The sequence below is a fragment of the Neobacillus sp. DZ-9 genome, assembly GCF_059587065.1.
Genome location: NZ_JCAIOL010000001.1, coordinates 587,965 through 599,702 on the forward strand (window position 1 = coordinate 587,965; position 11,738 = coordinate 599,702).

General features: G+C 38.1%; 13 protein-coding genes. 12 read left to right on the forward strand and 1 reads right to left on the reverse strand.

Annotated features, from left to right (window positions below; all coding sequences use genetic code 11):
• Nucleotides 1-85 precede the first annotated feature (85 nt).
• Both rpsA and fni read left to right on the forward strand, forming a co-directional pair.
• Nucleotides 86-1,225: a 30S ribosomal protein S1 gene (gene rpsA, locus AC59HZ_RS03025; protein WP_496544406.1), complete on the forward strand. Its 1,140-nt coding sequence runs from the start codon at nt 86-88 to the stop codon at nt 1,223-1,225.
• 12 nt (nt 1,226-1,237) lie between these two features.
• A complete protein-coding gene (gene fni, locus AC59HZ_RS03030) occupies nt 1,238-2,293 on the forward strand; it encodes a type 2 isopentenyl-diphosphate Delta-isomerase (protein ID WP_496544407.1) in 1,056 nt (351 codons plus the stop codon).
• Between the two features lie 134 nt (nt 2,294-2,427).
• Here the strand turns inward: fni and AC59HZ_RS03035 are convergent, their stop codons facing one another.
• The gene (locus tag AC59HZ_RS03035; RefSeq protein ID WP_496544408.1) at nt 2,428-2,568 is read right to left on the reverse strand and encodes a YpzI family protein; all 141 of its coding nucleotides are present in this window, start codon (nt 2,566-2,568) and stop codon (nt 2,428-2,430) included.
• Nucleotides 2,569-2,675: 107 nt separating this feature from the next.
• Between AC59HZ_RS03035 and AC59HZ_RS03040 the strand changes: the two genes are divergently transcribed.
• From AC59HZ_RS03040 to AC59HZ_RS03085, 10 genes are all read left to right on the forward strand, one after another.
• The gene (locus AC59HZ_RS03040; protein ID WP_496544409.1) at nt 2,676-3,284 is read left to right on the forward strand and encodes a YphA family membrane protein; all 609 of its coding nucleotides are present in this window, start codon (nt 2,676-2,678) and stop codon (nt 3,282-3,284) included.
• A 177-nt stretch (nt 3,285-3,461) separates the two neighbouring features.
• The gene (gene der, locus AC59HZ_RS03045; RefSeq protein ID WP_496544648.1) at nt 3,462-4,772 is read left to right on the forward strand and encodes a ribosome biogenesis GTPase Der; all 1,311 of its coding nucleotides are present in this window, start codon (nt 3,462-3,464) and stop codon (nt 4,770-4,772) included.
• A 21-nt stretch (nt 4,773-4,793) separates the two neighbouring features.
• Complete coding sequence (locus AC59HZ_RS03050; protein WP_496544410.1) at nt 4,794-5,849, forward strand: NAD(P)H-dependent glycerol-3-phosphate dehydrogenase; 1,056 nt, start codon at nt 4,794-4,796, stop codon at nt 5,847-5,849.
• A 415-nt stretch (nt 5,850-6,264) separates the two neighbouring features.
• On the forward strand, nt 6,265-6,450 hold the full coding sequence (locus AC59HZ_RS03055) for a DUF2768 domain-containing protein (RefSeq protein ID WP_496544411.1): 186 nt from the start codon (nt 6,265-6,267) through the stop codon (nt 6,448-6,450).
• 32 nt (nt 6,451-6,482) lie between these two features.
• Nucleotides 6,483-7,193 (forward strand): YphF family lipoprotein, encoded by a 711-nt coding sequence (locus AC59HZ_RS03060; protein WP_496544412.1) that lies wholly within the window; start codon nt 6,483-6,485, stop codon nt 7,191-7,193.
• A gap of 366 nt (nt 7,194-7,559) precedes the next feature.
• Nucleotides 7,560-9,038 (forward strand): stage IV sporulation protein A, encoded by a 1,479-nt coding sequence (gene spoIVA, locus AC59HZ_RS03065; protein WP_496544413.1) that lies wholly within the window; start codon nt 7,560-7,562, stop codon nt 9,036-9,038.
• A 450-nt stretch (nt 9,039-9,488) separates the two neighbouring features.
• The gene (locus AC59HZ_RS03070) at nt 9,489-9,761 is read left to right on the forward strand and encodes an HU family DNA-binding protein (RefSeq protein ID WP_007084878.1); all 273 of its coding nucleotides are present in this window, start codon (nt 9,489-9,491) and stop codon (nt 9,759-9,761) included.
• Nucleotides 9,762-9,910: 149 nt separating this feature from the next.
• Entirely contained in the window at nt 9,911-10,477 is a 567-nt protein-coding gene (folE, locus tag AC59HZ_RS03075; RefSeq protein WP_223593495.1) for a GTP cyclohydrolase I FolE, read from the forward strand.
• A gap of 24 nt (nt 10,478-10,501) precedes the next feature.
• A complete protein-coding gene (gene mtrB, locus AC59HZ_RS03080) occupies nt 10,502-10,738 on the forward strand; it encodes a trp RNA-binding attenuation protein MtrB (RefSeq protein ID WP_496544414.1) in 237 nt (78 codons plus the stop codon).
• 186 nt (nt 10,739-10,924) lie between these two features.
• A complete protein-coding gene (locus tag AC59HZ_RS03085; RefSeq protein ID WP_496544415.1) occupies nt 10,925-11,737 on the forward strand; it encodes a heptaprenyl diphosphate synthase component 1 in 813 nt (270 codons plus the stop codon).
• Nucleotide 11,738: the final 1 nt, after the last annotated feature.

Consider the following 11,738-nt stretch of genomic DNA (forward strand, 5'->3'; position numbering starts at 1 on the left):
TGGTTTATTATATGTGGTGTATACTGTGTGGTATCCACCGAATCATATATAGATTTTGCAGTTAATGGATTAAGGAGGAATACATATGTCGGAAGAATTAAATCAATTAGAAGTGAAAAGCTTTGAAGTTGGGGACAAAGTAACAGGACAAGTCACTAAAGTTGAAGAAAAGCAGGTTTATGTCGACATTCAAGATAGTAAACTTGATGGGATAATCCCAATTAGTGAGCTTTCCAGCCTTCATATTGAAAAAGCATCTGATGCTGTCCAAGAAGGTAACACTCTTGAATTAGAGGTATTAAAGGTGGAAGAGGAAGCATTAATTCTTTCCAAAAAGAAAGTTGATGCTTTAAAAGCATGGGATAGCTTAGAAAAGCAATTCCAAAATGGCGAAGTAATAGAAACAGAAGTTAAGGATGTTGTAAAAGGCGGTCTTGTTGTCGACCTTGGTGTCCGCGGTTTTGTACCTGCATCCTTAGTTGAAGCTTATTTTGTAGAAGATTTCACTGATTATAAGGGGCGCAACCTAACGTTTAAAATTGTGGAACTTGATAAGGAAAAGAACCGTTTGATTCTTTCCCACCGTGCAGTTGTGGAAGAAGAAAAAGGTAAACAAAAACAAAATCGTTTAGGATCCCTTCAGGTTGGCCAAATTATTGACGGCACAGTGCAAAGAATTACCGATTTTGGTGCTTTTGTCGACATTGGCGGAATTGATGGTCTTGTTCATATTTCCCAATTATCCTATGAACATGTTGGTAAACCAACAGATGTTGTTCATGAAGGTCAAAAAGTCCAAGTTAAGGTACTTAGCGTTGATCGTGATAATGAAAGAATTTCATTGTCTATTAAAGAAACTCTTCCTGGACCTTGGTCAAATATTAATGAAAAAGCACCTAAAGGTAGTGTTTTAACTGGCACAGTCAAAAGATTAGTTTCTTATGGTGCCTTTGTAGAAGTATTTCCAGGTGTAGAAGGCCTTGTTCATATCTCCCAAATCGCGCATAAGCACATTGGCACACCTCACGAAGTACTAAAAGAAGGGCAAGAAGTGAAGGTTAAAGTTCTTGATACAAATGAACAGGACCAACGTCTATCTTTAAGTATTAAAGACCTTCTCGAAAAGGAAGTTGAGGAAAACCTTGATTATGAACTTCCTGAAGAGTCAAAAGGATTTCAGCTTGGTGAAGTCATTGGCGATAAATTAAAGAATCTAAGAAAATAATGGTGATAAGAAGTGTCTAGATCTGAACGTAAATGGGATCACATTCGCTTTGCCCTCGAAAATGGGCAAGACCGTTCATCCGCTTTTGAAAATATTAAGTTTATTCATCAAAGCTTACCGAATATAAATGTGCTCGATGTTCGATTAGACCACAAAATTGGCGAACTTTATTTAAGTTCGCCAATTTTTATCAATGCAATGACAGGCGGCGGCGGTGAAAAAACCTATCGAATAAATAAAGAGCTCGCAATGGTTGCGAAGGAAAAAGGGCTTGCCATGGCTGTTGGCTCCCAGATGGCAGCGTTAAAGGATAAAACGCAAAAGTATACATATGAAGTAGTTCGAAAAGAAAATCCTGACGGTGTTCTCCTTGCTAATTTGGGAAGTGAAGCGACACCAGATGAAGCGAAATCCGCCATTGATATGATTGAAGCAAATGCTATCCAAATTCACCTAAATGTGATTCAAGAACTTACGATGCCTGAGGGTGACCGTGACTTTACGGGTGCTTTAAAAAGAATTGAAGCGATTGTAAAGAGTGTGCAAGTTCCGGTTGTAGTAAAAGAGGTAGGATTTGGAATGTCGATGGAAACAGTAAAATCTCTAAAATCTATAGGTGTGGCTGTGGTCGATGTGGGCGGCTTTGGTGGAACAAATTTTGCAGAAATAGAAAATAAGCGCAGGGAAAAATCACTTTCTTTCTTTAAGGAATGGGGGATTCCTACCCCGATCTCTATCATTGAAGCATCAACAGTATCGAATGATATTTCCATCATTGGTTCTGGGGGATTTAGTAACGGGATTGAGATGGTAAAGGGCTTAGCAATTGGAGCCGATGCGATTGGAATTGCAGGCTATTTCTTGAGAATTCTTGTTGACCAAGGGGTAGATTCCTTAATGAATGAAATTGAAAATCTTCATAAAGAAATGATAATGATAATGACTGCCCTAGGGGCAAGGACGATTTCAGATTTAAAAAGAATTCCCCTAATTATCTCTGGTGAAACCTGCCATTGGTTAAATCAAAGAGGAATTGATACAAGAACATTTAGCCAAAGGTCCATTTGAAAAGCTCTCGCACCTGCGAGAGCTTTTTAGTTTAAAAGAGGGTATTAATTTCGACTCGAGAATTGTCTAACTCCAGTGCCTAGTCCCTCGAGGTTTCTTGTCAGGGCTGACCAAGGCGCTTCCGCTTTTCTTATTTATCTTTTACCATCATTCAAACCCCGTGCTTCCTCAGGGCCTGATAATTTTGTTGAACCAGGATAGTGCAAAGCCTGATCACGATCTGATTCAACCCTTCTGCTTGCCTTCAGCTTTTTTTCTTGGCGGTCTTTTCCCATATCCACACCTCCTCTTTATAAGATGAATCACGACCGAAAATATTATGCGAACAAGTATGAAAGTACATAAGTATTACCAATAATGAAAATAATAGGAGGTGTGTGTAGTGGAAGGGAATATGTTTTATTGGATATATTGGACGTTTTGGGTATATTTAACCTTTATGATGGAAAAGCAAAACCCATATCGTTTGAAACTCTCTGCAATTGTTCTCATTGTTATTATCTTTTCAAATTATCATTTCTTCATTGGCAGCATGGAAATCTATAGTAGTGGTTTAATATTATTAATTTTCTCCTACTTATTTTTAGGGCAAGAAAAACTCGGCGCACTACTCTATCTGTTTGTTGGATCATTAATCGTTTCAATTGCTTATGTGACCTTCCATTTATTTGAGATTTTTGATCCAGTTTGGATTATTTTCAAAAAGGAATGGATGATGGGGATTGTGATTGGCTATTTAGCCATTCTTTTGCAAAAGAATTTAAAAGGGCGGTTATTAATAGTCATCTGTGGGACAATGCAGGGAGAATTTTTATATGCATTTATTTTAAGTAAATACGATTTTCCTTATCCTATTGGTGCATTTGCTTATTTAGATGCATGTTCTTTAATTTCTGCATTGCTGGCCAGCTGGAGTATTCTTGAAAATTCAGGAACTTTTTTCCAAAATCACTTTCAATTTTTTGAAAAAGCAAAACAAAAATCATCATGAAATCGAAACTTGTTAAGCTTTTCATTGCGGGAAAGCTCTAACATTTGCTAAACTATTGAAGTTAGACCCTTCTAAACAAAGAAGGGTTTATTTCTTCGTATTAGTCAATTCATTTGTTATAAGGATAAATGAACAGTTTAGATTCTTAATATAAGGAAAGAAAGGATGGCGATCATAATGGTGAAACCTGTCATTGCCATTGTTGGACGACCCAACGTTGGAAAGTCTACGATTTTTAATCGAATAGTCGGGGAACGAGTTTCCATCGTTGAGGATATTCCCGGAGTAACACGTGATCGGATTTATAGTTCTGGAGAATGGTTAACACATGAATTTAATGTAATCGATACTGGAGGTATCGATATTGGCGATGAGCCATTTTTAGAGCAAATCCGCCAGCAAGCTGAAGTAGCAATCGATGAAGCTGATGTAATTATCTTCTTAGCTAATGGAAGAGAAGGAGTAACTGCTGCTGATGAAGAGGTTGCAAAAATTTTATACAAATCAAAAAAACCGATTGTACTAGGAGTTAATAAAATCGATAATCCAGAAATGCGCGAACAAATTTATGATTTCTATGCGCTTGGTTTTGGTGAACCTATTCCGGTTTCAGGTTCTCATGGCTTAGGACTTGGAGATCTATTGGATGAGGCAGCAAAACACTTTCCAAAAAATAAGCAAATGGAATACGATGAAGATACGGTTAAGTTTTCCTTAATCGGCCGACCGAACGTTGGGAAATCTTCCTTAGTAAATGCTATTCTGGGTGAAGAGCGAGTAATCGTCAGCAACATTGCTGGGACAACCCGTGATGCCGTCGATTCTCCATATACGTACAATGGTCAAAAATATGTCATAATAGATACAGCAGGGATTCGAAAAAAAGGAAAAGTGTATGAGAGTACTGAAAAATATAGTGTACTCCGTGCACTAAGAGCAATTGAAAGATCAGATGTTGTTCTTGTGGTCATTAATGCCGAAGAAGGAATTATCGAACAGGATAAGAAGATTGCCGGTTATGCCCATGAAGCAGGACGAGCAGTTGTCATTGTCGTAAATAAGTGGGATGCTATTGAAAAAGATGAGAAGACCATGAATGAGCTTGAGCAAAAAATTAGGGATCATTTCTTATTCCTTAGCTATGCTCCGATTGTTTTTTTATCGGCAAAAACGAAAAAACGAATCCATACTCTTCTTCCAATGATTAATACGGCGAGTGAAAACCATGCACTGAGGGTTGAAACGAGTGTATTAAATGACATTATAATGGATGCGGTTGCTATGAATCCTACTCCAACTGATAAAGGTAGACGTTTGAAAATTTATTATACTACCCAAGTAGCCGTAAAACCTCCAACCTTTGTTGTATTTGTGAATGAACCTGAATTACTGCATTTTTCTTATGAGCGCTTTTTAGAAAATAGGATAAGAGATGCTTTTGGGTTTGAAGGAACACCTATCAAAATTTATGCAAGAGAAAGAAAATAATGATGAGGTGGTGTGATGGCCATGCAAGAAAAAAAAGAAGCTATAGCTGTGTTAGGGGCAGGGAGCTGGGGAACAGCACTTGCAATGGTATTAGCCGACAATTCTCATGAAGTCCGTCTTTGGAGCCATAATGAAGACCAGGTAAAGGAAGTAAATGAAAAGCATACAAATAAAAAGTATTTGCCTGGAATTGACTTGCCTGAACGAATTGTTGGGTATGCTTCTTTGAGTGATGCCCTGATTGGAATAGAAACTGTCATTTTGGCGGTTCCAACTAAAGCTATTCGAGAGGTTCTAGGGAAAGTCCGTGCTGTATTAACAGGCCCTATTTCGATTGCGCATGTCAGCAAAGGAATTGAACCGGATTCTTTATTGCGCATTACTGAAATGATTAAAGAAGAAATGCCTGATGAGCTTTTAAATGACGTCGTTGTTCTTTCAGGACCTAGTCATGCTGAAGAAGTAAGCCTGCGCCATCCTACAACAGTTACAGTTGCATCGGAAAATATGGATGCTGCAGAAAAAATCCAGGATCTATTTATTAATCACAATTTCCGTGTTTATACAAATTCTGATGTAATTGGTGTTGAAATTGGCGGTGCCCTAAAGAATATCATTGCACTTGCTGCAGGTATTACCGACGGACTTGGATATGGGGATAATGCCAAAGCTGCTCTTATGACAAGAGGCTTAGCTGAAATTGCACGTCTAGGTACAAAAATGGGAGCAAATCCCCTCACATTTTCCGGATTAGCAGGAATCGGCGATTTAATTGTTACCTGTACAAGTGTGCATTCCAGAAACTGGAGAGCCGGAAATTTGTTAGGTAAAGGAAAAACGCTGGAAGAGGTACTTGACAGTATGGGGATGGTTGTGGAAGGTGTCAGGACGACCAAAGCGGCATATCAGCTGGCCCTAAAATATGAGGTCAAAATGCCAATTACAACTGCCCTTTATGATGTTCTTTTTAATGGGAAAGAGGCAAAAGATGCAGTTGATGTTTTAATGGCACGTGGAAGAACTCATGAAATGGAAGATTTAGTTAATGTTTTAGATGAAAGAAACGTAGAAAACTAAAAATGTGCTTTTTCAAAAAGAAAATAGGCTTTAGATGATACGCTTTTTACCTTCTTTGCATACAATGCAACGAAGTAACTTGGTAGTATGACGCCTGGAGTAAGGGTTATTTAGTCCTGTAGACTGAAGTAAAGAAATCGCCCCTCTTTACTTCAGTTTTTTTATTTGGCTCTGTTAAGCTTAGTTGTTGATTTGCGCTCCAGGCGCTTTGCTTTCCGCGGGCGTGCCGGGGAGCCTCCTCGGCGCTTTGGCGCCTGTGGGGTCTCCCTTGCCCCGTACTCCCGCAGGAGTCTTCGCGCCTTCCGCTCAAATCAACAGTGTTAAAAATCAACACGGCTCTTTAACATAGCCTTTTATTTTTCATGTATTGGCCAAGCTATGGTATAATAACTTTCGAAAAAAGGGGGAATTATGTTTGTCACCAGGAATGTTAAAAATGTGGATTTCAATTGCGGGCATGGCTCTGATGTTCCTTTCCATTATCACGATATATTTCAGCAGATATAAGTTTAAGGGCATATTTCGGGTCTTTTCAGCCATTCTTGCGTATATATTTATGATTATTGCTGGACTTACGCTTCTTATCGTTTTCTTCACATAATTGATCAAATACATAGTATAAAGGTGATTGTCATGAAATGGAAAGTCCATGGTTTATTTTTTGTCCTAATTGTTTTTTTATTATCTGGTTGTATGTATCCCAAAGAAGAATTAGCAAAGAATCAAATCCCATACAAAGACCAAATCCAAGCGGTTCAAACCGCTGTAAATGATTTTAAAAAAGATAATGGCGGCATTCTTCCAATCAAAACAAAGGAAGCCGAAACTCCCATATATCAGAAATATCCAATTGATTTCAAAAAAATTACACCAAAATATCTTTCGGAGCCTCCTGGAAATGCTTATGAGAGCGGCGGGATTTTCCAATACGTACTTGTGGATGTAGAAACCAATCCAACTGTTAAGTTATTGGATTTAAGGATAACAGAAACAATCCGTGATATTAATTTAAGAATCAAAGCCAAGGGCTACCCGCCATATAAAGATCAAATTGCTAAAAATGTGTTTTCTTTGGATTATAAAAAGCTAGGGTATGAGAAGGCCCCTTACGCTGTTAGTCCATTTACAAATCAAAATCTCTCCTTTGTCATAAACGGCAATGCTGAAGTGTTTGTGGATTACCGGCCCGACCTTTTTCAGGCCCTTCAAAAGACTGACAAACAGCCAAATCCAGGAGAGGATATCCGCTCAATCCTGGTAAAAGATTCGATGTTTGTTCCTGCCTATTCCTTGCCGTATACCGTTGATGAAAAAACAAAGGAGCCTGTTTTCTTAGAAAAATAAGATTAACTAGCTCCAGCGCCCAGGAAAAAATGAACTGCTTTTTTTCTCGAGTCAAGTCGCTTCCGCTTTTAAAAATTGTCATAACCCTTTTCCTATGAAATATATTTTAGGAGAAGGGTTTTTTTGCATAAAAAATTACGATATGGCATTTAGCACATATCCGTGACTATAGATAGAAACCCTCCATAAATTCAAACGTTCAGACACTACAGATAGTTAATTAAATTGTGGAATTTATAAGAAGGGGGTAAAAATTTTTTGAAAAGAGTCATAACAGGATAGGACAACGTCATAAACATATACTGTCCAAAAATACCTAAATGGATGAAATTATCCCACTTTACTCAATGATCGGGAGGGGATCACTTGGAAAAGGTCGACTTATTTAAAGATATTGCCGAAAGAACAGGCGGCGATATTTATTTAGGAGTAGTAGGAGCAGTACGAACAGGAAAATCTACGTTTATAAAAAAATTTATGGAGCTTGTTGTTTTACCGAATATACACAGTGAAGCAGAAAGGTCCCGGGCACTCGATGAACTTCCGCAAAGCGCTGCTGGAAAAACCATCATGACTACAGAACCGAAATTTGTACCAAATCAGGCGGCTACTGTTCATGTTGATGAGGGCTTAAATGTGAATATTAGGCTTGTGGACTGCGTCGGTTATACGGTACCAGGTGCAAAGGGTTATGAAGATGAAAATGGGCCAAGAATGATTAATACTCCATGGTATGAAGAGCCAATCCCATTCCATGAAGCAGCAGAAATTGGTACAAGAAAAGTAATCCAAGAGCATTCCACTATCGGGGTTGTTGTTACAACCGATGGGTCTATTGGTGAAATCCCTAGAAGCAATTACATTGAGGCAGAGGAAAGAGTCATCGAAGAGCTGAAGGAAGTAGGAAAACCATTTATTATGGTGGTAAACAGTGCACAGCCTTACCACCCAAGTACAGAAACATTAAGATCAAGTTTATCTGAAAAGTACGATATTCCTGTCATCGCGATGAGTGTTGAAAGCATGCGGGAAAGTGATGTTCTCAATGTCCTTCGCGAAGCACTCTATGAATTCCCGGTTCTTGAGGTGAATGTAAATCTTCCAAGCTGGGTCATGGTGTTAAGAGAAAATCATTGGCTTCGTGAAAGTTATCAAGAAGCAGTAAAGGAAACGGTAAAAGATATCAAGAGATTAAGAGATGTGGATCGTGTGGTGCAGCAATTCAGTGAGTTTGAATATATTGAAAGAGCTGGGCTCGCCGGGGTTGAAATGGGTTCAGGTATTGCTGAAATCGATTTAATCGCACCAGATGAATTATATGATGATATTTTAAAAGAAATCGTCGGAGTTGAAATTAGAGGTAAAGATCATCTCCTGGAGCTTATGCAGGATTTCGCTCATGCAAAAGGAGAGTACGATCACATTGCCGACGCCTTAAAGATGGTGAAACAGACTGGGTACGGAATTGCCTCTCCTACACTTTCTGATATGAGCCTTGAGGAGCCTGAAATCATTCGCCAGGGTGCCCGCTTTGGAGTGAGATTAAAGGCAGTAGCACCTTCGATTCATATGATAAAAGTCGATGTTGAATCGGAGTTTGCCCCAATTATTGGCACAGAGAAGCAAAGCGAGGAGCTTGTCCGCTACTTAATGCAGGACTTTGAGGATGACCCGCTGTCCATTTGGAACTCAGATATTTTTGGCCGTTCCTTAAGCTCGATTGTCCGCGAAGGAATTCATGCAAAGCTTTCCTTAATGCCGGAAAACGCCAGATATAAATTAAAAGAAACATTAGAAAGAATAATAAACGAAGGATCTGGCGGTCTAATTGCCATCATCCTTTAAGCTGTGGACTCCCAATCTGGAGTCTTTTTTTTGTATTTGTCTTTGTTAAAGGCAAAAAGTTGATTTGATAACACTATTGATTGGAGCGTAAATCAACAACTAAGTATATTAGGGTCTCAATTTTTCACTAAAAATATGGAATATTAGCCCAGTAAAGTAGAATTTTGTAGAACGAAAGAAAAGATTACCATAATTTCATGAAATGTTCTTGCTATGCGGTTTTGATTATGATAATCTTTTAACAGAATTACGTTATAGTGCTTGAAACCCTTTATTTCATAAGGTTTTTTATTAAAAAAATAGATTTAAGCCACAAAAAGAGGCTGATTTGTAAAACTTTAGTAAGAAAACCTTGCTATGACGTATAGAAATTAGAAAAATTGTTTAGAAATGTAGATAAGTAATCTTATTTACGAATCTTGATAATTTCTTTGGGAGGAGGTGAATGGCATGAACAAGACAGAACTTATTAATGCAGTAGCTGAAGCTAGCGAGCTTTCTAAGAAGGACGCTACAAAAGCAGTTGATGCTGTTTTTGATGCGATTTTAGATGCTTTAAAAAATGGTGATAAAGTCCAATTAATCGGTTTTGGTAACTTTGAAGTACGTGAGCGCGCAGCGCGTAAGGGTCGTAACCCACAAACAGGTGATGAGATCGAAATCGCTGCTAGCAAAGTACCAGCTTTCAAACCAGGTAAAGCGCTTAAAGACGCAGTAAAATAATTACATAAATTTATTGCTTTAAGCGAACGCTTAAGAGCTAAGGTCATGGTGAAATTCCATGGCCTTTTTCTATTTTTTGCTTGAAGTTTACTGATTATGCTAATATGTATTTGTCATTTTATTTTTGGCGGACATAGGAGGAATTCAGTATGACAGAAGTGAACCGTGCCCAAATTGAAGAGGCGGTACGTTTGATATTAGAAGCTATTGGTGAAGACCCAAATCGAGAAGGACTGCTTGATACACCTAAACGTGTGGCAAAAATGTATGAAGAAGTATTCAGTGGATTAAACGAGGATCCCAAAGTTCATTTTGAGACTATCTTCAGTGAGGATCACGAAGAGTTAGTTTTGGTGAAGGATATTCCGTTTTATTCGATGTGTGAACACCATTTAGTCCCCTTCTTTGGTAAAGCCCATGTGGCGTATATTCCGAAAAATGGGCGTGTTACAGGCTTAAGTAAATTAGCTAGAGCTGTAGAGGCAGTAGCGAAAAGACCACAGCTCCAAGAAAGAATTACAGCCACGATAGCGGATAGCATAATGGAGAAATTAGAACCGCATGGCGTTATGGTTGTAGTGGAAGCAGAGCATATGTGTATGACGATGCGCGGCGTGAAAAAGCCTGGTTCAAAAACAGTTACAACCGCCGTACGTGGTAATCTTGCCGATGATTCCATTGCCCGTTCAGAAGTACTTTCGTTAATAAAATATTAAGTAGTCAAAATTAGGGGTGTTAATGTGGAAAAGCGCAATTCACAAAATAGTGAGTATGTGGTTATTAAGGCGCTTGATGATGGTGTCAGCGTAATCGGTTTAACGCGGGGGTCTGATACAAGATTTCATCATTCAGAGAAGCTTGATAAAGGTGAGGTTTTAATCGCCCAATTTACCGAGCATACCTCCGCAATAAAAATAAGGGGACATGCAACAATCCTTACCCAATATGGCCAGGTAGAAAGCGAAATGAAGAAATAACAAGACTATTTCCTATTAATTTGTGAATTCCTGCTCAGCACTCGTCTTTTGTGTTATAATCATGATTGGCTTGTTTTTATAAACAAAAAGATTCTTTTTCATATTTTGGGACATGAATTTTACTTTGCGGATAGGAAATAAGAATACATATAGATATATTACTTCGGGGAAGCAAGGGTGATTAGAATGCAAGATATTCAACAAAAATTTACAGTTATTCGAGAGAAGGTTGAAAAAAATGTTTTTGATGCATTCTTGCTCAAATATATTAATATTCCGGTGATTGACGAGGATAAGCTGCTTATCCTTATATCTATCATGGACCGTCTGGACCTCTCTTTCAGTGAATTAGAAAACTATGCATTGTCCACCATGTTAATTCAAATCGCCCTTGATACCCATGAACATATTATAAATTCACCTGAGGCCGATAAAAGCCGTCAGCTCACTGTTTTAGCTGGAGATTATTTTAGCGGTTTATATTATAAGCTTCTCGCGGATTCAGAGGATATTTTGATGATCAAAGCCCTTTCCAAAGGAATTAAAGAAGTAAATGAACATAAGATAGCTGTCTATCATCATGAATCTGAGGGAATTGAAAAAGTAATGGCAAGTATTAAGGTGGTAGAAAGTGCATTACTTGCAAAACTATCTGAATATTTTAAGGTCGATTTGTGGAATGATTTCATTGCTAATCTTTTCTTTTTTAAACGGCTTCTTAAGGAAAAAAGGCATTTTGAACAAAAAGAAGGCTCAGTCTTATTCGATGCTTTGAAACGAATAATTTTTCCAATGAATGAATTTAAAATTAAAGAGTTATCAAATGAGCAGCAAAGGCAGTTATTGAAAATTGTTGATCATTATCTTGAACTTTCAAAAAAAGTCATCGAAAAAGGGCTTCTGCAGCTTCCTTACTTAAATGGTTTACTTGAAAAAAGAATTAACATTTTGTTGAATCAGCACAAGCCATATGCCAAAACTTTTGTGGAAGAAGGTTAAA